This window comes from Kitasatospora sp. NPDC101157, from assembly GCF_044768255.1.
GTDB lineage: Bacteria > Actinomycetota > Actinomycetes > Streptomycetales > Streptomycetaceae > Kitasatospora.
This window is the reverse complement of sequence record NZ_JBIWPL010000001.1, coordinates 319,163-344,485: the sequence shown is the minus strand read 5'-3', so window position 1 is coordinate 344,485 and position 25,323 is coordinate 319,163. Positions and strand designations below refer to the sequence as shown.

Below are 25,323 nucleotides of genomic sequence, written 5' to 3'. Positions count from 1 at the left end.
CGGGCGTTGGAATCGGGCGGCGTACGGCTCAACGGTCTTCAATTGTGCGTCCACCGACCGGAGTTGGTGGACTTTCCGGGGCCTGACTTCCGGGCTCCGGAAGCCCTGCCGCGCCGTACGCGGGGCCTGACAGAACCCTCACCATGCCGCACCGGGCACCGCCGACGCAATTCCCTCCTGCGTGGCGCATGTCACATTCACCGCGCGGGAGTTCTCCGGACAGAAAGCACTCGATGTGATGAAAGGGGCGGGGCCCGCTCCGTCAGGAACGGGCCCCGCGCCATGAGTTGACCGGATTGTCCGACTATGCCCCGATCAGAGGCGGTTCACGGGTGGATGTCCTCCAGCATCTCCGTGACCAGCGCCGCGATCGGCGAACGCTCCGAGCGGGTGAGCGTGATGTGGGCGAAGAGCGGGTGCCCCTTCAACTTCTCCACCACCGCCACCACTCCGTCGTAGCGGCCGACCCGGAGGTTGTCCCGCTGCGCCACGTCGTGGGTGAGCACCACCCGCGAGCCCTGGCCGATCCGGGACAGCACCGTCAGCAGGACGTTGCGCTCCAGGGACTGGGCCTCGTCCACGATCACGAAGGCGTCGTGCAGCGAGCGCCCCCGGATGTGGGTGAGCGGCAGCACCTCCAGCATCCCGCGGGAGATGACCTCCTCGATCACGTCCGGGGTGGTGACCGCCGAGAGGGTGTCGAAGACCGCCTGCGCCCAGGGGCCCATCTTCTCCGCCTCGGAGCCCGGCAGATAGCCGAGTTCCTGGCCGCCGACGGCGTACAGCGGCCGGAAGACCATCACCTTGCGGTGCTGCCTCCGCTCCAGCACCGCCTCCAGCCCCGCGCACAGCGCCAGCGCCGACTTCCCGGTGCCCGCCCGGCCGCCCATCGACACGATGCCGATGTCCGGGTCGAGCAACAGGTCCAGCGCCACCCGCTGTTCGGCGCTGCGCCCGCGCAGTCCGAACGCCTCGCGCTCGCCGCGCACCAGCCGCACCCGCCCGTCGCCGGTCACCCGGCCGAGCGCCCGGCCCCGCTCCGAGGTGAGCACCAGTCCGGTGTGCACCGGCAGCTCGTCCGCCCCGTCGACGTCCACCGCGGCGTCGTGGCCGGCCGCGAACAGCGCGTCCACCTGGTCGGCGGCGACGTGCAGTTCGGACATGCCCGTCCAGCCGGAGGTGATCGCCAGCTCGGCCCGGTACTCCTCGGCGAGCAGGCCCACCGAACTGGCCTTGATCCGCAGCGGGAGGTCCTTGGAGACGACGGTGACGTCGTAGCCCTCGGCCTGCAGGTTGCGGGCGACCGCCAGGATCCGGGTGTCCGCCTCACCGCCGCCGGCCCGGTAGCCGACCGGCAGTATCGAGACGTCCGAGTGGTTGAGCTCGACCCGGATGGTCCCGCCCAGCTCGCCGACCGGGATCGGCTCGTCGAGCCGGCCGTGGCGGATGCGGTAGTCGTCGAGCAGGCGCAGCGCCTGGCGGGCGAAGTAGCCCAGCTCCGGGTGGTGCCGCTTGGCCTCCAGCTCGGTGACGACCACCACCGGAAGGACGACCTCGTGCTCCTCGAAGCGGGTCATGGCGAACGGGTCCGCCAGGAGCACGCTGGTGTCGAGAACGTACGTGCGCCGGTCTGGTGTCCGGCGGCTCTTGGAACTGACCACTAGGCCTCCAGAGCGGATGACCCTGCGTCATCCGCGGCAAGCCGGCCCCCGCTGCCCCGGTGGCCTCGGGGCCGGACTGCCTGGAGTATTCCCAGGCGGGGAGCGGTGCATTCGCGCCCCCGGCGAACTGACGGATCATTGCCGGTGAACGTTTGGCCTCGCGCGCGGCCCGGGTAGGCCAGGCCTACGGCGGTCATTCCACCCGGATCCACCCCGGATGCACCCCGGACGCAGCCCGGGCCCGCCCCGGAGCCGTCCCGGGCGGCTCCCGATCAGGGGTCAGAGACCCATCCGCCGGTGCCGCTGCTCGAAGGCGCGCAGCGCGCGCAGGAAGTCGACCTTGCGGAAGGCCGGCCAGTACGCCTCGCAGAAGTAGAACTCGCTGTGGGCGCTCTGCCAGAGCAGGAATCCGGACAGCCGCTGCTCGCCCGAGGTGCGGATGATCAGGTCCGGGTCGGGCTGGTTGGCGGTGTAGAGGTGCTCGGAGATGTGCTCGACGGTCAGGATCTCGGCGAGTTCCTCGATCGGGGTGCCGCGCCCGGCGTGCTCCTGGAGCAGCGAGCGCACGGCGTCGGCGATCTCGTGCCGGCCGCCGTAGCCGACCGCGACGTTGACGGTGATCCCGTCGATCCCGGCGGTCTCCTCGGCGGCGCGCTTGAGCACGTCGGCGGTGTGCTGCGGGAGCAGGTCCAGCGCGCCGACCGGGTTGATCTTCCAGCGGCGGGCGGCGGCCAGGCCGGTGACGGCGTCCTCGATGATGCCGAGCAGCGGGACCAGCTCGTCGGCCGGGCGGTCCAGGTTGTCGGTGGAGAGCATCCACAGGGTGACGACCTTGACGTGGGTCTCGTCGCACCAGCCGAGGAACTCGCTGATCTTGTCGGCGCCGCGCTGGTGGCCGTACGCGGTGGAGCCGCCGGTGGCCTTGGCCCAGCGGCGGTTGCCGTCGAGGATCACGCCGATGTGGTGCGGGGTGCGCGCGAGGTGGACCTCGACCCGGCGGCCGTAGAGTCCGTACATCCCGCCCAGCAGGGTGCGCAGCCCCGGCGTCCGTTCGGCGACATCGCGCAGACCCATGGTTTCCCGGCCCCTCCGTACTCGTTCAGGCTGGTGCGTCACCGCCCCGGCGCAGCCTACTCCGGCGCGCAGGCGCACGGTAAAGCCCCAGGTAGCGGTCTGGTCACGGTCCTGTACGAAGTCTGTCGCGACGGGCGTGTCGCGGCCTGCCGGGCGGGCCTCCGGGCGGGGACACGGAACGGTCTCCGAATCCTTAAGGGAGCCGTAAGCCGGTCTTCCGATGCTTGACGACCGGTAATGGTCTAGTCCAGCTTTTGACCCGGGGCGGAACGGAACCGGCCGCCCCGTCGAGTCACCTGCGGACCCCTCCCCCACACGCGGCCGCCGCGCCCCCCACCGCGGCGGCCGCTCCTTCCCCAGGAGCGTCACCCATGGACCGTACGCCGAACGCGCCCGCGCACAAGCGCCGGCGCAGCCCCCTCCCGGCCCTCGCGGCCGGTGCCACCGCCCTCGCCCTGGCCGGCGGCGGCCTCGCCCTCTTCGCCGGCGGCGCCAGTGCGGCGGTCGGCAACCTGGTCACCAACGGCGGCTTCGAGAGCGGGCTGGGCGGCTGGTCCTGCACCGGCGGCGCGACCGCGGTCTCCTCGCCGGTCCACTCCGGCAGCGGAGCGCTGCAGGCCGCCCCGGGTGCGGGCGACACCGCCGAGTGCTCCCAGACGATCAGCGTGCTGCCCAACACCGCCTACACACTGAGCGCCTGGGTGCAGGGCCCGTACGTCTACCTCGGCGCGCGCGGCACCGGCGGCACCGACCCGTCCACCTGGTCGAACCAGGCCGGCTGGAACCAGCTGTCCACCGGCTTCACCACCGGGGCGAACACCACCAGCGTCACCGTCTACCTTCACGGCTGGTACGGGCAGGGCGCCTACCTCGCCGACGACGTGGCGCTGATCGGCCCGGGCGGCACCTCCACCCCCTCGCCGACGGCCACCCCCACCCGGACGCCGACCCCGACGCCGACGGCCACCGCCACCGCGACGCCCACCCAGACCGCGACGCCGACGCCCACCCCGACGGCCACGCCGACCTCGACCCCGACCACCCCGCCGGCCACCGGCCTGCCCGCGCACGTGGTCACCGGCTACTGGCAGAACTTCGACAACGGCTCGACCCCGCAGCGCCTGAGCGACGTGCAGAACGCGTACGACATCATCGCGGTCTCCTTCGCCGACGCCGTGCCGACCCAGACCGGCGCGATCAGCTTCACCCTGGACCCGGGCCTGTCCAAGGCCCTCGGCGGCTACACCGACGCCCAGTTCCGCGCCGACATCAAGGCCAAGCAGGCGGCCGGCAAGAAGGTCGTCCTCTCCATCGGCGGCCAGAACGGCGCGATCAGCGTCGGCGACGCCACCGCCGGGGCGAACTTCGCCAACAGCGCCTACGCGATCCTCAAGGACTACGGCTTCGACGGCATCGACGTCGACCTGGAGAACGGCGTCCAGCCCGGCCCGCTCGGCAACGCGCTGCACGCCCTCCAGGCCAAGGCCGGCCCCGGCTTCGTGCTGACCATGGCCCCCGAGACCATCGGGATGTACAGCACCTCCGGCGCCTACTTCCAGCTGGCCCTGAACACCAAGGACATCCTGACCGTCGTCAACACCCAGTTCTACAACTCGGGCGGCATGAACGGCTGCGACGGCAAGGTCTACAACCAGGGCACGATCGACTTCATCACCTCGCAGGTCTGCACCCACATCCAGGGCGGCCTGCGGCCCGACCAGGTCGGCATCGGCGTCCCCGCCTCCAGCCGGGCGGCCGGCGGCGGCTACGTCGACCCGTCGGTGGTGAACAACGCGCTCAACTGCCTGGCCACCGGCAACAACTGCGGGAGCTTCGTGCCGCCGGCCAAGTGGCCCACCATCCGGGGCGCGATGACCTGGTCCACCAACTGGGACGCCAACAACGGCAACGCGTTCTCGAACGCGGTCGGCCCGTTCGTCCACAAGATGCCGTGAGCGTCTCCCGGGTGTGACCCCCTTCGGCGCGCCGCCCCTTGAGGGTGGGGCCCGGCGCGCCGACGAAGGGGCCCGCCGTACCGGTGCCGGTACGGCGGGCCCCTTCCGTCATCCGCTCACCGGGCGAGCACCGCGGCGAGCGCGCCGAGCAGCAGGAACGGGCCGACCGGGACTTCGACCCCGCGCCACGGGCGCCGGCGGACCAGCAGGGCGGCGGCCCGCAGGGTGCCCCAGAGCCCGGCGAGCACCACCGCGGCGAACAGGCCGCCGATCGCGACCCACCAGCCGTACCAGCCGAGCAGCCCGCCCAGAGCGAGCCCGAGCGGGGAGTCGCCGGGGCCCAACGCGCCGATCTGGACGGCGACTTCGAGCAGCGCCCCGACGGTCAGCGCGACCAGCAGGCAGCGCAGCAGCACCCCCGGGCGCCCCTCGGCCAGGGCCGCCACCGCCAGCAGGGCGGCCACCCCGGCCAGCAGCGGCACGCTCAGCCGGTACGGCAGCCGGCGCACCCGCCCGTCCGTGAAGCCGAGCGCCACGCCGAGCGCGCCCGCCCAGGCGAGCGCCGCGGTCTGCGGCCCGTCCGCCGCGCACGCCACCGCGACCGCCACCGCCGCCGCGACCGCCTCCACCGCCCCGGCACCGGCGCCGAGGCGGCCCCGGCAGCCCGGGCAGCGGCCGGTCGGCGGCAGCAGCCGCCCGACCGTCCGGCCGCACAACGGGCAGGCCTCGCACCAGGGTTCGCCCTCGGGCACGGCGAAGCGGGCGATCAGCCCGCGCAGCAGCGGAGCCAGCAGGAGCCCGACCAGCACCGCCCCGGACACGACCACCACCACCGGCCCACCCCCTCGTCGTCGACGCACCGGGGCCCATCTTCCCGTCCGCGGCGGCCCAGTGGTGTGCCCTCCGTCTCGTTCCGGACGGGAAACCGGTCGCGTTCCTCGCACAGGCGAGCATTCCGGGCACCGGGCCACCGGTTCGGAAGGCCGATCGATCTTGGCGCCTGCCGATCCAAGGAGGGCCTTCGGGGTACCACGGGCCGTCTCCCGGATGCGCGACGCGGAGCCCCGGCGTGCCCCTAAAGTAGGCAGGCATGCAGGTCATCCAGTCCAGCAAGCTCGCCAATGTCTGCTACGACATCCGCGGCCCGGTTCTCGACGAGGCGATGCGGCTGGAGGAACAGGGCCACCGCATCCTCAAGCTCAACACCGGCAACCCGGCCACCTTCGGTTTCGAGGCGCCCCCGGAGATCCTCCAGGACATCCTGCGCAACCTCGCGAACGCGCACGGCTACGGCGACTCCAAGGGCCTGCTCGCGGCCCGCCGCGCGGTGGTCATGCACTACGAGGAGCGCGGGCTGCACGGACTCTCCGTCGACGACGTCTTCCTCGGCAACGGCGTCTCCGAGCTGATCCAGCTGGCCATGACCGCGCTGCTGGACGACGGCGACGAGGTGCTCGTCCCGGCGCCGGACTATCCGCTGTGGACCGCCTCGGTCTCGCTGGCCGGCGGCACCGCGGTGCACTACCGCTGCGACGAGCAGGCCGAGTGGTACCCGGACCTCGCCGACATCGAGGCCAAGGTGACCGACCGGACCAGGGCCATCGTGGTGATCAACCCGAACAACCCGACCGGCGCGGTCTACCCCCGTGAGGTGCTGGAGGGCATCGTCGAGATCGCCCGCCGGAACAAGCTGGTGGTCTACGCGGACGAGATCTACGACAAGATCCTCTACGACGGCGCCGAGCACGTCCCGCTGGCCACCCTGGCCCCGGACCTCTTCTGCGTCACCTTCAACGGACTGTCCAAGTCGTACCGGGTCGCGGGCTTCCGCTCCGGCTGGATGGTGCTCTCCGGCGACCGCCAGCGCGCCCACAGCTACATCGAGGGCCTGACCGTGCTCGCCTCGATGCGACTGTGCGCCAACATGCCCGCCCAGCACGCGGTGGCCGCCGCGCTCGGCGGACGGCAGTCGATCAAGGACCTGGTACTGCCCGGCGGCCGGCTGCTCGCCTCGCGCGACGCCGCGTACGAGCTGCTGAACCAGATCCCGGGGGTGAGCTGCGTCAAGCCGAAGGGTGCGCTCTACGCCTTCCCCCGGCTGGACCCGAAGGTCTACAAGATCAAGGACGACGCCCAGATGGTGCTGGACCTGCTGCGCTCCCAGCGCATCCTGCTGGTCCAGGGCACCGGCTTCAACTGGCCCGAACCGGACCACTTCCGGCTGGTCACGCTGCCCCGGCCGGAGGAGATCACCGAAGCGGTGACCCGGATCGGCGACTTCCTCAGCGGCTACTCCCAGCCCTGACCCCGGCGGCTACTCCCAGCCCTGACCCCCGCCGCGGAGGGGGAAACACTACGGCCGGAGTCCCGGCCCGGGTGGTCTCCTTGGTCGGGGAAAGACCACCCGGCGGAACTCCGGCCGTCCCGTCACTCGGCCGGCGCGCGGTTCGTGCCGCGCGCCGACCTCTCGCTCGGCTGAGGCTCAGGCTCAGCCGAGTCGCGCGACCAGGCTCCGGTACTCGTCCCACAGCTCCTTCGGGGTGTGGTCGCCGAACAGCTCCAGGTGGGCCGGCACGAGCGCGGCCTCCTGGCGCCAGATGTCGGCGTCCACGGTGAAGAGCAGGGCGAGGTCCTCCTCGGACAGCTTCAGGTCACCCAGGTCGAAGCCCTCGACCTTCGGCAGCACGCCGATCGGGGTCTCGACACCCTCGGCGGTGCCCTCCAGGCGCTCGACGATCCACTTGAGCACGCGGCTGTTCTCGCCGTAGCCGGGCCAGACGAACTTGCCCTCGGCGTTCTTGCGGAACCAGTTGACGTAGTAGATCTTCGGCAGCTTGGCGGCGTCCGCCTCGGCGCCGATCTTCAGCCAGTGGGCGAAGTAGTCGCCCATGTTGTAGCCGCAGAACGGCAGCATCGCGAACGGGTCGCGGCGCAGTTCGCCGACGGTGCCCTCGGCGGCGGCGGTCTTCTCGGAGGCGATGTTGGCACCCAGGAAGACGCCGTGCTGCCAGTCGAAGGACTCGGTCACCAGCGGGACGGCGGTGGCGCGGCGGCCACCGAACAGGATCGCCGAGATCGGCACGCCCGCCGGGTCCTCCCACTCCGGGGCGATGGTCGGGCACTGCGCGGCCGGGACGGCGAAGCGGGCGTTCGGGTGGGCGGCCGGGGTGCCGGACTCGGGGGTCCAGTCGTTGCCGCGCCAGTCGGTGAGGTGCGCCGGGGGCTCCTCGGTGAGGCCCTCCCACCACACGTCGCCGTCGTCGGTGAGGGCGACGTTGGTGAAGACGGTGTTGCCCCAGAGGGTGTCGATGGCGTTGGCGTTGGTGTCCACGCCGGTGCCGGGGGCGACGCCGAAGAAGCCGGCCTCGGGGTTGATGGCGTACAGGCGGCCGTCCGCGCCGAAGCGCATCCAGGCGATGTCGTCGCCGATGGTCTCGACCTTCCAGCCCGGGATGGTCGGCTGGAGCATGGCCAGGTTGGTCTTGCCGCAGGCCGACGGGAAGGCGGCCGCGACGTACTTGACCTCGCCGGACGGCGGGGTGAGCTTCAGGATCAGCATGTGCTCGGCCAGCCAGCCCTCGTCGCGGGCCATGGTCGAGGCGATGCGCAGCGCGTAGCACTTCTTGCCCAGCAGGGCGTTGCCGCCGTAGCCGGAACCGAAGGACCAGATCTCCTTGGTCTCCGGGAAGTGCGAGATGTACTTGGTGCTGTTGCACGGCCACGGCACGTCCGCCTGGCCCTCGGCCAGCGGGGCGCCGAGGGTGTGCACGGCCTTGACGAACTCCCCGTCCTCGCCGAGCTGGTCGAGCACGGCCCGGCCCATGCGGGTCATCACGCGCATCGACACGGCGACGTAGGCGGAGTCGGTGATCTCGACGCCGTACGCGGCCAGCGGGGAGCCGACCGGCCCCATCGAGAAGGGCACGACGTACATCGTGCGGCCCTTCATCGCGCCGCGGAACAGGCCCTGCTCGCCCTGGAAGAGCTCCCGCATCTCGGCGGGGGCCTTCCAGTTGTTGGTCGGGCCGGCGTCCTTCTCCTGCTCGGAACAGATGAACGTGCGGTCCTCGACGCGCGCCACGTCCGAAGGGTCCGAGGCGGCGTAGTAGGAGTTGGGGCGCTTCTCCTCGTTCAGCTTCCTGAAGGTGCCCTGAGCCACCAGCAGGTCCGCGAGGCGCTGGTACTCCTCGTCGGACCCGTCGCACCACTCGATGCGGTCCGGCTGGGTGAGCTCGGCGATCTCGCTCACCCAAGCGAGCAGCTGCTTGTGGCGGGTGGGCGCGGATGCGCTGAGAGCAGAGATCTCGTACGACACGATCGCTCCGTTTCACGCCGTCTCGTCGAGGAGACGGCGTTGCGGGGGTCTGAGGGTGCTTGCAGCGTAGCTCCGGCCCCGGGGCCCGAACGCGGCACCGAGGCGAAATTGACGCATCTTTTACTACGGAAAGTACGATTACTAGCCAGTAACAGGTCGATCACGTCCGAGCCGGAGTGCGCGGCGCCACACTTCAAATGCTCCAAAACGTCCAAGAGTGATGATCGCCACTTCCGTACGCGCCAGTAACCTACGGTTCCGTAGGTAGCCGGTAGCATGCTGCCCATGACTGCTGCTGTGCTCGCGGAGAGCATTGGGGAGGACCCGGTCCAGGACCGGGAGGGCAAGCCGAAGTGGCGCGGCTGGCTGCACGCCGGGATGTTCCCCGCCACCGTCGCCGCCGGCATCGTGCTGATCTGCCTGGCCGACTCCACGCCGGCCAAGGTCGCCTGCGCGATCTACTCGGTCAGCGCCTGGCTGCTGTTCGGGGTCAGCGCCGTGTACCACCGCTTCGACTGGGGCCCGCGCGGGGACGCCGTACTGCGGCGGCTGGACCACGCCAACATCTTCCTGATCATCGCGGGCACCTACACGCCGTTCACGATCCTGCTGCTCAAGGGCGCCGACCAGCAGCTGCTGCTCTGGGTCGCCTGGGGCGGGGCGCTGGCCGGAATAGCGTTCCGGGTGTTCTGGGTCGGCGCGCCGCGCTGGCTGTACACGCCCGTGTACATCGCGCTGGGCTGGGCCGCCGCGTTCTTCCTGCCGGACTTCCTGCGCACCGGCGGGGTCGCCGTGCTGGTGCTGATGATCGTCGGCGGAGTGCTCTACAGCATCGGCGGCGTGGTGTACGGGCTCAAGCGGCCCAACCCCTCACCGCGCTGGTTCGGCTTCCACGAGGTGTTCCACGCCTTCACCCTCGGCGCCTTCATCGTCCAGTACGTCGGCGTCTCACTGGTGGCGTACAGCGCGGCCGGCTGAACCCGGCGCACCCCGACGGGCGGTCGACCGGTCCACGGACCGGGCGGCCGCCCGTTCGGCCGTCCAGGGCCGCTCGTACGGGGCCCGGCCCTGCGGGCGGCGGGGGTACGACGGGTGGTCGGCGGCGGCGGGCTCCGACCGGGGGGAGCTCGCGGCGTCGGCGGCCCCCGCCGCGTCCGCGGTTCCGGCCGCCTCCGCGCCCGCCGGCTCCGACGGAGTCGGCACCCCCGGCAGCTCCGCGGCGGTCTCCGAACGCACGGCGCGCGCCTGGCGGGCGTCCAGCGCCTCCCGGGCCCGGCGGCAGCGCTCGCAGTGGGCGGCATCCGGGATGCCGCGCCGCGGCCGGTGCCCGGCCGGGGACGCCTGCCGGTGCAGCGCGCGCCACCGGCGGCCGACGTACACCATGACCAGCAGCGTCTCGATCCCGGCGACCACCAGGACCAGCGGGGCACCGTTGATCAGATAGGCCGCGACCACGGCCAGCGCGGAACCCACCACCACGGCCGCGCCCCACACCTGGGCACTCGCCCGCCTGTCGTCACTGTCGGCCACTTCGGCTCCCCTTTCCCGGCGCCGGGCTCGTGGTCGGCTCCTGCCGCCCCACCCCTTCTCCGCTCTCGGCACGCGTCCGGCCAGCACTGACCGATTGCCACATGGTATCGACCGACAGTCACCCGGCACCGCCCCGAGGCGGCGAACGACAGATCAACGTTGCGTCAATTCCTCGTGCGGAAGCAGCACTTCCAGGACACATCACCCACGGTCATCACATCGACACACGAACCCGCATTGACGGCCGCTCGCTTTTGATAGTTACTGTCATTTGACAGAGACTTTCGAATCCGGGCCCTGGAGGCCGCCATGTCCGCCGCTCCGCCCACGCCCCCCGCTCCCGACCTCACCGGCGCGCCCGCCGACCCGCGTCGCCGGCTCGCCCTGGTCGCCGTCGCCCTGAGCGTCCTGGTGATCAGCTTCGACATGACGATCCTCAACGTCGCGCTGCCCACCCTGGCCGCACAGCTGCAGGCCACCACCGGGCAGCAGCAGTGGATCGTCGACGCCTACACGCTGGTCTTCGCCGCCGTCATGCTCCCGGCCGGCCTGCTCGGCGACCGCTACGGCCGCCGCCGCACCCTCACCGCCGGCCTCGCCCTGTTCGGGCTCGCCTCCGGCGTCGGGATGCTCACCGACTCCCCCGGCACCCTGGTCGCCGCCCGCGCAGCGATGGGCCTGGCCGGGGCGCTCGTCATGCCGATGTCGCTCGCGGTGATCCCCGCGATCTTCCCGGCCGGCGAACGGCGCCGGGCCACCGCGATCCTCACCGCCGCCATCGCCGGCGGCGCTCCGCTCGGACCACTGATCGGCGGCCTGCTGCTCCAGCACTTCTGGTGGGGCTCGGTCTTCGCCGTCAACGTCCCGCTGACCGTGATCGGCGTCGTCGCCTGCGTCCTGCTGCTGCCCGAGAGCCGCAACCCCGCCGCGCCCCGGATGGACCTGCCCGGCACCGCGCTCGCCGCCACCGGGCTCGGCGCGCTCACCTACGGCATCATCGAGGGCGCCGACCGCGGCTGGACCGACCCACTGGTGCTCGCCACCCTGATCGGCTCGGTCCTCCTGCTCACCGCACTGGTGCTGCGCAGCCGCCGCCGACGCGACCCGATGCTCGACCTCACCCTGCTCGCCGACCCGACCTTCCGCTGGTCCTCGGTCGCCGCCACGCTGATCTCGCTCGTCCTGTTCGGCGCCTTCTTCGTCCTGCCGCTCTACTTCCAGAGCGTGCTCGGCACCGACGCCCTCGGCTCCGGGCTGCGGCTGATGCCGATGATGCTCGGGCTGATGGCCGCCGCCAGGTTCACCGAGCCGCTGGTGACCCGGATCGGCGCCCGCGCGGTGATCACCCTCGGCCTGGCCCTGCTCGGCGCCGCGCTGCTGTTCGGCAGCCGTACCGACGGCTCCGACGGGTACGGGCGGGCCGCGATCTGGCTCACCGTCCTCGGCGTGGGCATGGGCCTGTCGCTGATCACCGCCCAGTCCTCCGCCCTGATCACCCTGCCGCCCGCCCGGGCGGGTGTCGGCTCAGGACTGCTCCAGACCCTGCGACAGGTCGGCGGCGCCATCGGGATCGCCGCCTTCGGCAGCCTGCTCGCCGGGGCCTACCAGGGCGCACTCGACACCGGCGACCTGCCGACCGAGGCGGCCCACCGGGCCGCGAAGTCGGTGGTCGCCGCCGACGCCGTCGCCCGGGAGACCGGACGGCCGGCGCTCGGCGCCGCCGCGCACGCGGCGTACGTGCACGGCATGGCGGTAGTGCTGCTGGTCGCCGGGCTGGTCGCGGTCGGCTCGGCGGTGCTGGTCGCCGCCCGGATGCCCGCCGCCGAGCCCGCGAGCGGGGAGACGGCGGAGGCCGGACCGGCCGCCCGGCCCACCACCGCCGGAGATCGCCGATAATCGGGGACATGAAGATCGGGGACACCAAGACCGAGCAGCCGACCGCGGCCCTCCCGGACGCCCCGACCAACCCGGTCCAGGCGCTGCTGGAGGGGCCGCTGTCGCTGCGCGAGCGCAAGAAGCTCAAGACCCGGCAGACCGTGCGCCGCGAGGCGTACCGGCTGTTCGTCGACCAGGGCTACGAGAACACCACCGTGGAGCAGATCGCGGCCGCCGCCGAGGTCTCCCCCTCCACCTTCTTCCGGTACTTCGCCACCAAGGAGGACCTCGTCCTCACCGACGAGTACGACCCGGCGATGATCGCCGCCCTGATGGCCCGCCCGGCCGACGAACCGTTCCTGCGGTCCTGTCGGGAGGCCCTCATCGGCCTGATCCGCACCCTGCTCCAGCACGAACGCCAGGAACTGCTGACCCGGATGAGGCTGGTCACCCAGGTCCCGGCGCTGCGCGCCGGGCTGTTCCGGACCGGCAACAGCCCGCACGAGCTCTACCTCGACGTCCTCACCCGGCGGTCCGGTCTCGACGAGCCCACGTACGCCATGCGGGTCACCGCCGCCGCCATCGGCGCCGCCACCACCGAGGCCGTGCTCCAGTGGGCCGCGGGCGACGGCCGGGAGGACATCGCCGACCTGGTCGACCGCACCTTCGCGCTGCTGGAGAGCGGGTTCGCCGGGGTGTGAGCGGTTTCGCCGGGGTGCGAGCGGGTTCGCCGGGGTGCGAGCGGGTTCGCCGGGGTGTGAGCGGGTTCGCGGGGTCCGCCCCGGCGCGGCGGCGGTTCGGGGCCCGGCTCGGTGAGCCGGGCCCCGACGGGTCTCCGCCCGGTCAGCGGATCGCCCGCCTGCGCCGCAGCGCCGCGCCCACGCCCGCGGCCGCCAGCGCGGTGGCGCCCAGCGCCGCGGCCGCCGTCACGGCCGGGATCGCCGGGTCGTCGGCCGCCGCGGCCCGCGGTGCGGCTCCGGGTGCGGCGTCCGCCGCGGCGCCCAGTTGGTAGCCGCCGCCCTTGCCCTCCCGGTCGTACGCCGATCCGGGCAGCTTGTCCCCGTACCGCTGGTGCACCAGCTCCTGGTACGCGGCCAGCGACACCCCGCCCACGCCCACCGAGCGCCGGGCCTCGTCGTCCAGCGGCAGCACCCGGCCGTCGCGCAGCACGTACCAGGCGTTGACCTGCGGTTCCCGGAAGGCCGTACCGCCGCCGTCCGCCGCCTTCGCCGCGTAGTCGCTCTCGTCGCCGCCGGAGGCGATGTTGACGACCCGCCAGGCGTCACCCTGGCGGACCGTCCAGACCGAGGCGGTCTGCCCGTCCGCCGCGACCACCTTGCTCGCCGTGAACTCGGCCTTCGCCACCGGAGCGCCCGGGTCGCCGGCCACGAAACCGGCGTCCAGGGTGAAGACCGGCACGGTGTCCCCGGCCAGGCGGGGCGCCGCGTCCCGCGCCGCCTTCGCCTCCTCGGCGGCGCCGATGGTCAGCTGCTGGGTCGGCGGCACGCCCTTGCGGGCGAAGAAGTGGCCCACCTTGTCGAGCACCGCCGGGTCCTGGACGGCGCTGTGGGCCCGGGCCAGGTCGTCGGCCGGCACCGGTGCGGGGGCGCCCTGGACGGCGCTGTGGGCCCGGGCCAGGTCGTCGGCCGGCACCGGTGCGGGGGCGCCCTGGGAGGCGGCGCCCCGGGCCGCGGGGTCGGCGTGCGCTGCGGGGTCGGCGTGCGCGGCCTGGGCGGTCACCAGCGCGAGGCCGGCGGCGAGCAGGGCGGCGGTGACGGCCGCCCGACGGGCCTTGCTGAGCTCGGTCATGGTCGTCCTCACGCGCCGATCCGGTACAGGGAGTGGGTCCACGAGAACGTGTCGTTGTTCACGTAGTACCAGTAGTCCGCCCAGTTGTAGCGGTAGTTGGACGGCCACGGGTCGCCCCAGTAGACCCAGTTGTTACCGGTGTCGTAGCCGTACAGGACGTGCATGTGCCCGCCGCCCGAGCTCCACTGGATGCGCGTCTCGACCGGCCGGTTGGCGTCCACCTCGGACTGCACGGTGCTGTAGCGCAGGTACCCGGTGACGTAGGAGCCCGGGTTGATGCCGACCCAGTCCAGCGCGTTCTGCACGTCCGCCAGCGACGCCTGGCTGTTGGGGCAGCTGGAGTCGGTCGAGCGGCCGAACGCGGCGTTGCAGAACTGGTTCTGGCTGTAGTTGTAGCCGAACCAGGTGGCGATGGTGTTGCCGCTCGCCGCCCAGCACCAGTTGGTCTGCTGTTGCTGCTGCATGGTGATGTTGAGCTTCTTGTACGTGCCGGCGAGGTCGGCCGTACTGCCGGGCGCCGCCGCCGGGTGGACCTGGTGCGCGGCCCGGTCCCGGGCGATGGCGGGGGCGGTGGCGGGAGCGGTGGCGGTGGTGGCGGCCGCGGGAGTGGTCGCCGCTGCGGTGAGCGCCGGACCCAGCACACCCAGGGCGAGCACGGCGACCGCACGACGCAGCCGTATCCGTGGAACTGGCATAGGGGGGATGCCTCCTTGCACATGGAGCGTGGTGCTGTGTGGGGGTGCGGTCCGGATCGCGCCCCGAGCATCGCGCCGTTGTCAGTGGCTGGTCAACGGCCCTGGACGGGGCCCGATCGCGGTGTGAACGCAGCGGCCCGGATGTGAACGGCACCCGGGAAACCGCAGCGCGAGACGCCCGGGCCGGTGACAAACCGGCGCGCGGATGTGAATATTCACGGTCAAAAGCAGGTCCGCACCCGCTCGGTACCAGCCAGGAGGCCGCCATCCAACGAAGCGAACCGGCCGACCTCGCCGCCGCCCTGCGCACCGGCCCCTTCCACCTCGCCCTGCGCACCGCCATCACCGCCCGCGGCCTCGCCCTGCACCGCATCCGCCGCCACCTCGCGCTGCGCGGCGTCAACGTCGGTCTCACCAGCCTCAGTTACTGGCAACAGGGCCGACGCCGCCCCGAACGCCCCGAGTCACTGCGCGCCGTCGCCGCCCTCGAAGACGTCCTCGACCTGCCCGAACACTCCCTCACCCGGCTCCTCGGCCCCCGCCGCGCCACCGCCCCCGTCGGACCGCCGGTACGCCCGTACCGCGACCTGATCTCCCCGGCCACCGCCGTCGACCACCTGCTCACCAGCCTGGCCAGCCCCCGCGACACCGGCCTGCACACCATCACCCACATCGAACGCGTCCGGATCGGCCCCGACCGCCAGGTCGCCCGGCGCGACTCCCAGCACGCCCTGCGCGCCCACCGCGACGGCATCGACCGCTACCTCGCCCTGTACCAGGGCGACCCGGGCAGCGACATCACCCGGGTCGGCGTCCGCGCCGAGGAGAACTGCCGCCCCGGCCGCATCCGCCGCGACCGCACCCACCACCTCCTCGCCGCCGAACTCCTCCTCGACCGCCGCCTCCGCGCCGGCGACACCCACCTCCTCGGCTACGGCTTCGACGACGCCCCCTCCCCCGCCCCCAGCTGCGAGTACGTCCGCGGCTTCAACTCCGGCGCCGGCCAGTACGTCCTCCAGATCACCTTCCACCCCGCCGCCCTCCCCGTCCGCTGCCACCGCTTCGCCCTCCACTCCCCGGGCGAAACCCCCTACGAGACCGAGGAGTTGACCCTCGACGGCCACCACTGCGTCCACCTGGTGGCAACGGCGTTACGCCCGTGCATCCTGGGGATCCGGTGGGACTGGGAGTGAGGGGTGCCGTCAGTGCGACCAGTACGGGTCGTCGACGTCGGGGGCGAGCTGCTGCCCGGTCGACCGTTCGCCGATCGGAGGGGCACCGTAGTCCTTCTCGGGCTGGTAGCGGACCTCGAACGCCTCCGCGCTCATCACCACCTGCACGGTCGAGTCGGCCGAGGAACCGATCACCGACAGTGTGAACAGGGCGTCACCGCGTCCGGAGCAGTGCATCTCGGGGTATTGCGTCGCCAGGTTGTCGGAGCCACCGGGCCGGCGGCAGTCGCCGCCCCAAAACTGCGTCATCCGGTCCAGCAGTACCGGCACCTTCGCGGGGGCCACCTTCGTCCGCACCAGGACCGCTTCCCTGACCCCGGACAACAGGCTCGGCTCGCCGTCGGCGTGCTCCGGCGCGCGGTCCACGGCGTAGAACCCGCCGGTGTAGGCCAGCGGCGGAACGACCGCCCCCATGGCCGCCTGCAGGGTGTCGTCCAGCTCCGCCTTCGCCTCACCGGGACTCAGCCGGGCGTTGTCCCGGTCTTTCAGCGCCATCGGCCCGTACCCGTTGTAGAACAGACCCAGCCCGGTGGCCAGCACGACCGCCACCACCGCGGAGCAGCCCAGCGCGCGTCGCGGCCGCTTCACCCGCGTTGCCCCTGCAGCTTGACGCCCCCGCTGCCCGTGACCACGGCCGCGATGTTGTCCAGCGAGGGCCCGCCGCGCCCGTTCAGGTACTTGGTGTGCGCGTCGATGGGGTTGCCGCGGCTCCAGTCGTCGACGGTGAAGCGGTTCGCGCCGAAGTGCTTGCTCGACGGGTCCCGTCCGTACCAACGCTCGTCCGGGTCGAGGCTGAACTTCGACGGGGCGTGCGTCACCACGTCGTTGTCGGCGGCACCGACCCAGACGTGGCCCGGGGGCAACTTGAGGTCAGCGGCCTTATCCACGCCGACGCCCGGGCTGCCGATGAAGACCACGTCGTCCGGGGGCACGTAGTGCGACCCCGGCTGGGTGGCGAGCTTGGTGGCCTGGCCGACCAGGTACGAACCGTAGCTGTGCCCGACCGCCGTGACGTGCGGCGGCTGAGCGCCCTCGTGGCTCGCCCGCACCCCGCTCATGAACCGGGCGTACGCCGGGGCGCCGTCCTTGCCGGCCTTCGTCGACGCGGCCCCGAAGTCCATCCCCGGCGAGTCGTACCCCAACCAGACGACGGAGGCGACGGAGTGGCCGGCCGGAGCCTTACCGTTCGCGGCGCGGTAGAGGTTCAGCGCGTTCTCCGCCTCGTTGGTGCCGTCGTTGTCCCCCGGCCCGAGGCTGCCCATGGTGGTGGTGATCCCCGGCACGTAGGCGGAGATGTCGGTCGCGGTGTCCGGGTTCCCGAACGAGAGGACCGCCCGGCCCTGGCCCTCACTGCCGAGGCCCAACAGGTAAATCGGCGGGTCGCCCTTGCTGCCGCTGAGGCGGGCGTCGATCGGCCCGTAGCGCGCAAGCAGGTCCTTCTCGTATGCGTCCAGCTCCTGCGGCTTCTTGCCCCTGATGGGCTTCATCAGGTCCTCCAGGTGCTTGCGGTTCACCTGGTCCCGGACCTCCGCCGGGATGCCGTCAAGGTTGCCGATCGCCTCCGGGTGGTGGCTGATGTACCACTGCTGACCCTGGGGGCCGAGCCCCTTCCACCAGGAGTTGACCTCGGTGGGCGGCGCGTCCTTGAGGGGCATGCTCCACCGCCACGCCGGGTTGGACGCATCGCCGAACTGGTCCATGTACGCGTCGGCACCGGCCGTCTTCTCGTCCAGACCCGACTTGTCCTTGGCGTGCCCCGCGAACTTGTTGAGCGTGTCGGTCAGGGCTCCGTCGGCCTCGGCCGCGTCGGACAGCGCCTTGGCGATCTGCTTGCCGATCTCGTCGGCAGCCGTCTTCTGCTTGGTCTCCCAGTCCGGGGCCTGGTACGGGTTGGTCGACGCCGGCCAGCTCACGGCGCCGTTGTCGCTGACCGTGAAGCCCTTCGCCCGGGCCTCGGACAGCGCATTGGTGAGCCTGCCCTGGGCCAGCGTCATGGCGTCGGCGCAGTCGCGCATCTCCTTGCCGATGAGGCCGAGCTCCGTCGTCGCCGCCCTCATCTTGCCGGTCAGGCCGTCCAGCACCGGGAGCGCGGCATCGGCCGTGGGCCCCGTCCACTGGGACCCGTGGACCCGGTCCGCGGTCCCGCTCTTCCAGTCCGCGGCATGCTGCGACATCGCCTTGGCCAGCGTGTCGTACGCCCCCGCCGCCGTGTAGAGGTCCGCCAACTTCGCGTCGCGCAGGCTTGCGATGTCCATCTCCGAGCCCCCTGTGTCCTGTGTCCCCCACGACACTCACGGCTACCATAGCGTCCGCAGCCGACACGGAGGCCAGGGGGAACCGATGGGTCAGAATCCGGGATTCACTGTCAGGCCAGGCGAGTTGACCACTGCCGGCAACAACGCGCTGACCGTCGCCGGGAAGGTCCCCGACGAGACCGCGAAGCTGGCGGAGCCCAGCAGCACGGCCGCCGCCGGCCTCGCCGGGTGGCAGAGCGGAGCGGCGTTGACGGGGTGCAGCAGTGCGTGGAAGACCCTGCTCGACGGGCTCTCGACCGACATGAAGACGGCCGGGGGCCACCTGATCACCTGTGCGCAGGGCTACCGGAACGCCGACCACCTGCCGCCGCCCGGCGCGCCGCCGGTCTCCGACCCCTTCGAGACGAAGGTGGTCGGCGTGACCGGCGGCCATCTCACCAAGGACGCTTAACCGCCTGACCACCTGACCACCTAACCCCCCTGCCGCGCCTGGAAGTCCAGCACCAGGCAGTCCTCCACCGGCCGGTAGCCGATCTGCTGGTAGATGGAGTTGCTGGTCGGGTTGCCGAGGTCGGTGTAGAGCAGCACCTCCTGGGCGCCCAGTCCGAGGACGTGGGCGGAGGCGGCGGCCGTCACGGCGCTGGCGTAGCCGCGGCCGCGGAGGTCGGCGGGGGTGTAGACGGGGCCGATGCGGGACATCCCGGCGAGCACCGGGCTGCTGCCGGCCAGGGCGACGGGGGTGCCGGCGTCCTCCCAGAGGTGGAGGCCGCCGGACGCGATCCTGTCGTCCACCGCCCGGGCCACGTCGTGGGCTTGGACCTTGACTTCGAGCAGGAACTCCTGCCACCACCGGATCGCCAGTGCCCGGTCGGCCGGGCCGGCGAGCCGGTGGCGGCCGGCCGGCGGGCGTGGCGGTTCGGTCAACTCGCCGAGCCGGTAGAGCCGTTCCTCGACGCGGACGGACTGACCGGCGCCGGTGGCGGCCGTCCAGGCCTCGGCGAAGGCCCGGGCCTGTTCCGCTCCCCCGCCGACCCCGGTGACCTCGGTGAACCCGGGTCCGGCTTCGGCCAGCCGGAGCGCCAGTTCGGCGGCCGCGGCCTGCGGCATGGTGGAGAGCCTCGGGGCGAACGGCGGCGTCCGGAGGAAGGCGCCCCCGACCGGGCCGTCCGGCTCGGCCTGCCACCAGCCGAAGACCGGCGGCCGTTCCCCGAACGCGTCGAGCCCGGCCTCGGCGAGCCGGTGGGCGATGGTGATCAGGACGGTGTTCTCGGCCGGGCGGGCGGCCAGGAAGGCGTCCGCCCGGCTGCGGAAGTCGTCGAGCGAGGTGCTGAGGGTCCAGGTCATGGCCCATCCTCGACCCGCTCGACGGCCTTCCGCCAACGGTTATTCGAGTACGACCCCGAGCCGCGCACCGAGCACGGCGGGATCGGTGGTCGGCGCCTCGCAGGTGAAGTGCCGGCAGACGTAGGCGGCGGGTGCGCCGCCGACCAGCGGCCGGTCCGCCAGCAGCGGCACCTCGGCGGCGGCCTCCCCCGGTGCGCCGACCGCGACCACCGCCCCGGGCGCCGTGCCCAGCAGCGCGGCTCGGCGCAGCGCGGCGGTGGCCGGGTCGTCGGCGGGGCCGACGACGGCGACCTCGCGCGGCCCGTCCTGCAGCGCCTCGGCGACGGCCAGGCCCCAGCCGATGAACCGCGGGGCCCGTCCGGCCAGTGCGCCGACGATGCCGAGGGCGCGTTCGGCGGCCGTGCGGTGTCGGTCGGAGCCGGTGTACGCGGCGTAGCCGAGCAGGGCTCCGGCGGCGGCGGTCCAGCCCGAGGGGGTGGCGTTGTCGGTCGGGTCCTGGGGGCGGCGGATGAGTTCCTCAGCGTCGTCGGCGGTGTCGTACAGGGCGCCGGAGGCCTCGTCGGTGAAGTGCTTGAGCACGGTGTCGAGCAGTCCGCCCGCCAGTTGGAGCCACTCCGCCTCACCGGTGACGGCGTACAGCGCGAGGAAGCCCTCGGCGGTGTCCGCGTAGTCCTCCAGGACGCCGGCGTTGGTGCCGGGCCGGCCGTCCCGGGAGGTGCGCAGCAGCCGCCCGTCGGGGGTGAGGTGGACGGCGAGCAGCAGGTCGGCGGCGCGTTCGGCGGCCTCGACGAGGTCGGGGCGGTCGAGCAGGGCGCCGGTCTCGGCGAGCGCGGCGATGGCGAGGCCGTTCCAGGCGGCGACCACCTTGTCGTCCCGGGCGGGCGCGGGCCGGGCCGCCCGCGCCTCGAACATCCGCTGCCGGATCTCCTCGTACTCGGCGAAGTCCTCCGGGTCGGCGAGGAGTTGGAGCACGGAGGCGCCGTGCTCGAAGGTGCCGTCGGCGGTGACGGTGAACAGCCGGGCAGCGGTGGCCGCGTCGGCGGGGCCGAGCAGGTCGACCAACTGGCCAGGCTCCCAGACGTAGTAGGCGCCCTCGGTGGAGGAGCCGGTCTCCTCGTCCAGGCTGTCGGCGTCCAGGGCGGAGGCGAACGCGCCCTCGGGCGTGCGGAGTTCGCGGAGCAGGAAGTCGGCCGTGGACAGCGCGACCCGGCGGGCGAGGTCGGAGCCGGTGGCCCGCCACAGGTGCAGGTAGACCCGCAGCAGCAGGGCGTTGTCGTACAGCATCTTCTCGAAGTGCGGCACCACCCAGCCGGCGTCCACCGCGTACCGGGCGAAGCCGCCGCCGAGCTGGTCGTGGATGCCGCCGCGGGCCATCGCCTCGCCGGTGCGGACGGCCATCTCCAGCGCCGCCTCCGAACCGGTCCGGGCGTGGTGGCGCAGCAGGAACTCGACCACCATGGCCGGCGGGAACTTGGGCGCCCCGCCGAAGCCGCCGCGGGTCTGGTCGAACTCCCGGCTGAGCGCGACCAGCGCCTGGTGCAGGTCGGCGTCGCCCGGCGGGTGGTGGGCACCGGCCGAGTAGACGGCGGCCCGCTCGACCAGGTCGGCCCGGATCCGCCCGGCGACCTCCCCGACCTCCTGCCGCCGGTCCCGCCAGGCCGCGTCCACGCCCTCCAGCACCTGCCGGAAGGACGGCATCCCGTGCCGGGGCTGCGGCGGGAAGTAGGTGCCGAAGTAGAACGGCTCCTTCTCCGGCGTGAGGAAGACCGTCATCGGCCAGCCGCCCTGCCCGGTCGCCGCCTGTACGGCCTCCATGTACACCGCGTCGACGTCCGGCCGCTCCTCCCGGTCCACCTTGACCGCGACGAACCGTTCGTTCAGGTACCCGGCGAGCCCGGCGTCCTCGAAGCTTTCGTGGGCCATCACATGACACCAGTGAATCAGCAGAAGCCTAAGTGGCAGGACGCATAGCCCACACTCAAGAGAATGGGCACGTCCCGCCGCTTGGCTTCATTGATCGCCTCCTCTCCCCATGGCCACCAATCCACCGGGTTGGAAGCGTGCTGGAGGAGGTACGGCGACGTCGCGTTGGCGAGTCGGTTCATACCGGCATCGTCGCACGATCCGGGCCGTCGACCTACGCCATCCTCAACTCCGCCGACCGGGTCCGTCAGTGCCGATGGGAATCCGGCGAGGCTGTCCGGCTCGGCCGGGGCGCGGTTGGCGTCGGCAGCGTGAGTCCGGCCTCGAAGGCGATGATCGCCAGGTGGACGCGGTCCCGGGCTTCGAGCTTGGCGAACAGACGCGCGACATGCGTCTTCGCCGTCGCCGCGCTGATCACCAGCCGCTCGGCTATCTCACCGTTCGACAGTCCCTGTCCGACCAGCGCCAGCACCTCACGCTCCCGGTCGGTGATCCCCGCGAGGGGACTCGGGTCCGCGGTGGGACGCGGGTCCGGGGCGGGCTCGGTGTCCGGTGCGGGGGCCGCGGGGGTGGCGGAGGTTCCGGCGAAGTCGGCAGGCGGTGGCCGGCACCACGGCCCTTGCCGTCAACCAGGTCACACGCTTCGACGTCGAGAGACGCTGGAGTACCGCTTCCATGCGGAGATCGTATTCAGTGGCCTCGGCCCGGCGCGTCGCCCCGGGGATGTACGCGGGGTACGTCCCCGGGCCAACGGCGTCGACCGGATTCTCGGCATGCTGCAGCAGGTACGGCAATGTCGCGTCCCCGAGACGGCTCGGCATGCCCTCGTCCTCACGCATCCGGGGCTACGGCCCGGACCAGTGGCTGATTCCCAGGTTGGTGTCGAACGTGTGCATCCGCTGGAGCACCTGGTCGGGAGTGGGTGGGGCGAGTTCGTCGACGATCCGGCCGTCGGCGAGGAAGACCACCCGGTCCGCGTAGCCGGCCGCGATGGGGTCGTGGGTGACCATCACGATGGTCTGACCGAGCTCACGGACACAACGACGCAGCAGGTGGAGGATCTCGGCGGCTGAGCGGGAGTCCAGGTTGCCGGTCGGCTCGTCGGCGAAGACGACCCGCGGTCGGCCGGCCAATGCCCGAGCGCAGGCGACTCGCTGCTGCTGGCCCCCGGAGAGTTGGGCCGGGCGGTGCGCCAGGCGCGGGCCGAGGCCGGCGGCGTCGATCACGGTGCTCAGCCATTGCCGGTCGGGGGTGCGGCCGGCCAGGACGAGCGGCAGGGTGATGTTCTCCAACACCGTCAGGGTGGGGATCAGGTGGAACGACTGGAAGACGAAGCCCAGGTGGTCACGGCGGAGCTTGGTGAGCCGACGGTCGGTGAGCCGGGTGAGGTCGGCGTCGCCGATCCGGACCGTACCCGAGGTGCATGACTCCAGGCCGGCCAGGCAATGCAGCAGGGTGGACTTGCCGGAGCCGGACGGGCCCATGATCGCCGCGAACTCACCGGTCCGGAAAGCCACCGAGACCCGTTCCAGTGCCGCTACCCGGGCATCTCCGGTCCCGTGCACTTTGGTCAGGTCGACGGCCACCGCGGCAGGGGTGGCGGCAGTCCGGGGGCTGCCTCCGGGGCGGGAGGGGGTTTCGGTCATGGCGGTGCTCTCCTCGGCTGGGCACGGGCGACTTCAGGGCTGCTGTCCGGTCGGGCCGGTCGGTGCTCTCAGGCCGGTGGCGGCGCCCAGCAGCGCGAGCGAGCGGGCCGCCAGTTCCCGTCCGGCGGCCGCCGGACGGCCCTGATGTCCGCCGCCGTCGTGATGGTCGAGCAGGATGGGCGACTCGCCGGAGTTGGCCCGGCCGAGGGCGGCACACAGTTTCCAGGCATGCCAGGGCGGCACTCGCGCGTCGCCCGCTCCCGTGGCGAACAGCACGGCCGGATAATCCGTGCCGACCACGACCTGGTGGTACGGCGAGTAGTCGAGTAGTTCCCGCAGCGCACGCGGATCAGTCGGATCGCCGTACTCCGCGGTCCAGAGCCGACCGAGGCCACCGACCTGATAGCGGGCCAGATCGGTGAGCGGAGCCACACAGACGGCGGCGGCGAGCAGCCCGGGCTCCCGGGTGATCGTGGCAGCGATCACCAGCGCACCATTGCTCGCGGCGATCGCGCCGATCTGCCCGGCCGAGGCCTCGCCTCGCTCGACCAGCATCGCGGCGGCGGCACGGAAGTCGTCGACGGTGGCGTTCTTGCCCGCGCCGCGCCCGGCGGCCGCCCAGGCGGGGCCGAATTCACCACCACCCCGCGCGTGAACCCAGGCGATCCGGCCACCGGCGCGCAGCCAGGCCTCCAGGGCCGGGTCCCAGCTGGGTTCCAATGCGATGCCGAAACCGCCGTAGACGGTGAGCAGGGTGGGCACGGGTCGGTTCCAGTGCTGTGGCTGGGGATCACAGACCGTCACGGGGACCGGTGTACCGTCCAGGCCGGCTGCGGTGAGCGTCCGCAGCTTCGCCCGCCGCTCGGGCAACACGATCGGGCCGGCTCCGTCGAGACGCCTGGTCCAGGTGCCGTACCGGGGGTCGTCGGCGAGCAGCCAGACGGCTCCGCCGACCCGTCCGTGCGAGTCGAACGGGCCTGCGCCGAGGCGCAATCGGGCCGGCCAGTGCAGAGCAGTGGCGTCGTCCGGCGCCTCGCCAGGTCGGTGCAGGTCGAGCCGGTGGGCCGTGCCCACACGGCGGAGCACCGCCAGCCGAGGTATCGGGCCGGGGCCGAGCACCCGCAGAGCCGTGATCTGGCCGGGGCCTCGGTCGACAGCGCTACTCCCCGCGGCCGTAGGTCGGTCTGCCGAGCCCCGGGCCACCTCGGCCAGGTCGAGCACAAGCAGTCGGTCGGCGGCAAGGAAACAGACGGTCTCGTTCACGTCCAGGGCGGTGACCCGCCACTGGGACAGGTCCAGCAGCTGCCAGTCGAGCACCGTTCGGCCGGTCCACCGGGTGGCCCACCAGCGTACGGGCCCCGACGGCTGAGGGCGGGTGCGTAGCAGCAGGAAGCCACCGGGACCACCGTGCAAGGTGAGCCGGACCGGACCGGACACCGGCAGCGTGAGTCTGCGGGTGGTGCCGTCAGCCAGGTCACGGGCCGCCAGGCTGTGCTCGGTCCGGGTACCGGCGGTGTACACCAGGGCATCCCCGGTGAATGCGAGGGTCGCGTACGGCGCCGCGTCGGGCACGTCGCCGGGCCTCCCGTCGGGACCGGTGGGCAGCAAGCGCAGACCACCGTTCTCCCCGCCGTCACGGTGCAGTTGGGCGACGACGAATCGGCCGCCCGGCTCGGGGAGCCAGTCCGCGATCCGATCTCCGTGCCGGTCGGCAGCCTCGATCAGCGAGTGTCGGGTGCCATCAAGGTGTCGGACGGTCAGGCGGTCGCCGTCGGGACCACGCTCGTGCCGGAAGAGCGAACCGCCGGCCTCGGCGGGCGGGGTGGGCATACGGGCCGGCGCCTCTCGTTCGACCTGGTCGAGTAGGGCCGCCCAGGCCGGTTCGTCCCCCCGATGCGGGCGGCCCTCCAGCAGGCGTCGTTGGGCGGCGAGCCAGGCCCTGACCCGTGGGGCATCCGCATCCTCCAGCCAGCGGTACGGGTCCGCCGGTTCCGGGACTTGCGTCACGT

The 25,323-nt window shown here is 72.5% G+C and carries 19 protein-coding genes and 2 pseudogenes; 7 read left to right on the top strand and 14 right to left on the bottom strand.

Annotated elements, in window-relative coordinates; translation table 11 throughout:
* Positions 1–326: 326 nt before the first annotated feature.
* Both ACIRVF_RS01560 and ACIRVF_RS01555 read right to left on the bottom strand, forming a co-directional pair.
* Positions 327–1,661, bottom strand: a complete 1,335-nt coding sequence (locus ACIRVF_RS01560; RefSeq protein WP_402812152.1) for a PhoH family protein — start codon at positions 1,659–1,661, stop codon at positions 327–329.
* A 279-nt stretch (positions 1,662–1,940) separates the two neighbouring features.
* A complete protein-coding gene (locus ACIRVF_RS01555; protein ID WP_402812150.1) occupies positions 1,941–2,735 on the bottom strand; it encodes an isoprenyl transferase in 795 nt (264 codons plus the stop codon).
* Between the two features lie 371 nt (positions 2,736–3,106).
* On the opposite strand from ACIRVF_RS01555, the gene ACIRVF_RS01550 reads away from it, so the two are divergent.
* A complete protein-coding gene (locus tag ACIRVF_RS01550; RefSeq protein ID WP_402812147.1) occupies positions 3,107–4,690 on the top strand; it encodes a chitinase in 1,584 nt (527 codons plus the stop codon).
* A 116-nt stretch (positions 4,691–4,806) separates the two neighbouring features.
* On the opposite strand, the gene ACIRVF_RS01545 is transcribed toward ACIRVF_RS01550, so the two are convergent.
* Positions 4,807–5,523: a prepilin peptidase gene (locus ACIRVF_RS01545; RefSeq protein WP_402812145.1), complete on the bottom strand. Its 717-nt coding sequence runs from the start codon at positions 5,521–5,523 to the stop codon at positions 4,807–4,809.
* A 257-nt stretch (positions 5,524–5,780) separates the two neighbouring features.
* Between ACIRVF_RS01545 and ACIRVF_RS01540 the strand changes: the two genes are divergently transcribed.
* Positions 5,781–6,995: a pyridoxal phosphate-dependent aminotransferase gene (locus tag ACIRVF_RS01540; RefSeq protein WP_402812143.1), complete on the top strand. Its 1,215-nt coding sequence runs from the start codon at positions 5,781–5,783 to the stop codon at positions 6,993–6,995.
* A gap of 183 nt (positions 6,996–7,178) precedes the next feature.
* On the opposite strand, the gene ACIRVF_RS01535 is transcribed toward ACIRVF_RS01540, so the two are convergent.
* Entirely contained in the window at positions 7,179–9,005 is a 1,827-nt protein-coding gene (locus ACIRVF_RS01535) for a phosphoenolpyruvate carboxykinase (GTP) (protein WP_402812140.1), read from the bottom strand.
* A 285-nt stretch (positions 9,006–9,290) separates the two neighbouring features.
* Between ACIRVF_RS01535 and ACIRVF_RS01530 the strand changes: the two genes are divergently transcribed.
* Positions 9,291–9,983, top strand: a complete 693-nt coding sequence (locus ACIRVF_RS01530) for a hemolysin III family protein (protein WP_402812137.1) — start codon at positions 9,291–9,293, stop codon at positions 9,981–9,983.
* Here ACIRVF_RS01530 and ACIRVF_RS01525 read toward each other — a convergent pair.
* Entirely contained in the window at positions 9,954–10,535 is a 582-nt protein-coding gene (locus ACIRVF_RS01525; RefSeq protein ID WP_402812135.1) for a hypothetical protein, read from the bottom strand. The genes ACIRVF_RS01530 and ACIRVF_RS01525 overlap by 30 nt on opposite strands.
* Before the next feature lie 309 nt (positions 10,536–10,844).
* Here ACIRVF_RS01525 and ACIRVF_RS01520 point away from each other — a divergent pair, with 309 nt between their 5' ends.
* The gene (locus ACIRVF_RS01520) at positions 10,845–12,431 is read left to right on the top strand and encodes an MFS transporter (protein WP_402812132.1); all 1,587 of its coding nucleotides are present in this window, start codon (positions 10,845–10,847) and stop codon (positions 12,429–12,431) included.
* 8 nt (positions 12,432–12,439) lie between these two features.
* Positions 12,440–13,111 (top strand): TetR family transcriptional regulator, encoded by a 672-nt coding sequence (locus ACIRVF_RS01515; RefSeq protein WP_402812130.1) that lies wholly within the window; start codon positions 12,440–12,442, stop codon positions 13,109–13,111.
* Positions 13,112–13,253: 142 nt separating this feature from the next.
* Here ACIRVF_RS01515 and ACIRVF_RS01510 read toward each other — a convergent pair whose 3' ends face one another.
* Positions 13,254–14,219: a hypothetical protein gene (locus ACIRVF_RS01510; RefSeq protein ID WP_402812128.1), complete on the bottom strand. Its 966-nt coding sequence runs from the start codon at positions 14,217–14,219 to the stop codon at positions 13,254–13,256.
* 8 nt (positions 14,220–14,227) lie between these two features.
* Positions 14,228–14,914 carry a papain-like cysteine protease family protein gene (locus ACIRVF_RS01505; protein ID WP_402812126.1) on the bottom strand — a complete coding sequence of 229 codons (687 nt, stop codon included), beginning with the start codon at positions 14,912–14,914 and terminating at the stop codon, positions 14,228–14,230.
* Positions 14,915–15,180: 266 nt separating this feature from the next.
* On the opposite strand from ACIRVF_RS01505, the gene ACIRVF_RS01500 reads away from it, so the two are divergent.
* The gene (locus ACIRVF_RS01500) at positions 15,181–16,107 is read left to right on the top strand and encodes a hypothetical protein (protein ID WP_402812944.1); all 927 of its coding nucleotides are present in this window, start codon (positions 15,181–15,183) and stop codon (positions 16,105–16,107) included.
* Positions 16,108–16,116: 9 nt separating this feature from the next.
* On the opposite strand, the gene ACIRVF_RS01495 is transcribed toward ACIRVF_RS01500, so the two are convergent.
* Both ACIRVF_RS01495 and ACIRVF_RS01490 read right to left on the bottom strand, forming a co-directional pair.
* A complete protein-coding gene (locus ACIRVF_RS01495; RefSeq protein WP_402812124.1) occupies positions 16,117–16,734 on the bottom strand; it encodes a hypothetical protein in 618 nt (205 codons plus the stop codon).
* Positions 16,731–18,401 carry an alpha/beta hydrolase gene (locus ACIRVF_RS01490; RefSeq protein WP_402812122.1) on the bottom strand — a complete coding sequence of 557 codons (1,671 nt, stop codon included), beginning with the start codon at positions 18,399–18,401 and terminating at the stop codon, positions 16,731–16,733. The genes ACIRVF_RS01495 and ACIRVF_RS01490 overlap by 4 nt, the downstream gene beginning before the upstream one ends.
* A gap of 124 nt (positions 18,402–18,525) precedes the next feature.
* Between ACIRVF_RS01490 and ACIRVF_RS01485 the strand changes: the two genes are divergently transcribed.
* Positions 18,526–18,852: a hypothetical protein gene (locus ACIRVF_RS01485; protein WP_402812119.1), complete on the top strand. Its 327-nt coding sequence runs from the start codon at positions 18,526–18,528 to the stop codon at positions 18,850–18,852.
* 20 nt (positions 18,853–18,872) lie between these two features.
* Here ACIRVF_RS01485 and ACIRVF_RS01480 read toward each other — a convergent pair whose 3' ends face one another.
* From ACIRVF_RS01480 to ACIRVF_RS01460, 5 genes and pseudogenes are all read right to left on the bottom strand, one after another.
* Positions 18,873–19,745: a GNAT family N-acetyltransferase gene (locus ACIRVF_RS01480; protein ID WP_402812116.1), complete on the bottom strand. Its 873-nt coding sequence runs from the start codon at positions 19,743–19,745 to the stop codon at positions 18,873–18,875.
* Between the two features lie 39 nt (positions 19,746–19,784).
* Positions 19,785–21,850, bottom strand: a pseudogene (locus ACIRVF_RS01475) (thioredoxin domain-containing protein).
* Positions 21,851–21,915: 65 nt separating this feature from the next.
* Positions 21,916–22,209, bottom strand: a pseudogene (locus ACIRVF_RS01470) (response regulator transcription factor); the annotation flags it as partial.
* Between the two features lie 304 nt (positions 22,210–22,513).
* A complete protein-coding gene (locus ACIRVF_RS01465) occupies positions 22,514–23,314 on the bottom strand; it encodes an ABC transporter ATP-binding protein (protein WP_402812115.1) in 801 nt (266 codons plus the stop codon).
* A gap of 33 nt (positions 23,315–23,347) precedes the next feature.
* Entirely contained in the window at positions 23,348–25,321 is a 1,974-nt protein-coding gene (locus ACIRVF_RS01460) for a prolyl oligopeptidase family serine peptidase (RefSeq protein WP_402812112.1), read from the bottom strand.
* Positions 25,322–25,323 lie beyond the last annotated feature (2 nt).

Coding starts and splice junctions, on each gene's coding strand:
- ACIRVF_RS01555 (WP_402812150.1), bottom strand. CDS start 2,735: ATGGGTCTGCGCGATGTCGCCGAACGGACGCCGGGGCTGCGCACCCTG.
- ACIRVF_RS01550 (WP_402812147.1), top strand. CDS start 3,107: ATGGACCGTACGCCGAACGCGCCCGCGCACAAGCGCCGGCGCAGCCCC.
- ACIRVF_RS01540 (WP_402812143.1), top strand. CDS start 5,781: ATGCAGGTCATCCAGTCCAGCAAGCTCGCCAATGTCTGCTACGACATC.
- ACIRVF_RS01530 (WP_402812137.1), top strand. CDS start 9,291: ATGACTGCTGCTGTGCTCGCGGAGAGCATTGGGGAGGACCCGGTCCAG.
- ACIRVF_RS01520 (WP_402812132.1), top strand. CDS start 10,845: ATGTCCGCCGCTCCGCCCACGCCCCCCGCTCCCGACCTCACCGGCGCG.
- ACIRVF_RS01515 (WP_402812130.1), top strand. CDS start 12,440: ATGAAGATCGGGGACACCAAGACCGAGCAGCCGACCGCGGCCCTCCCG.
- ACIRVF_RS01510 (WP_402812128.1), bottom strand. CDS start 14,219: ATGACCGAGCTCAGCAAGGCCCGTCGGGCGGCCGTCACCGCCGCCCTG.
- ACIRVF_RS01505 (WP_402812126.1), bottom strand. CDS start 14,914: ATGCCAGTTCCACGGATACGGCTGCGTCGTGCGGTCGCCGTGCTCGCC.
- ACIRVF_RS01490 (WP_402812122.1), bottom strand. CDS start 18,401: ATGGACATCGCAAGCCTGCGCGACGCGAAGTTGGCGGACCTCTACACG.
- ACIRVF_RS01480 (WP_402812116.1), bottom strand. CDS start 19,745: ATGACCTGGACCCTCAGCACCTCGCTCGACGACTTCCGCAGCCGGGCG.
- ACIRVF_RS01465 (WP_402812115.1), bottom strand. CDS start 23,314: ATGACCGAAACCCCCTCCCGCCCCGGAGGCAGCCCCCGGACTGCCGCC.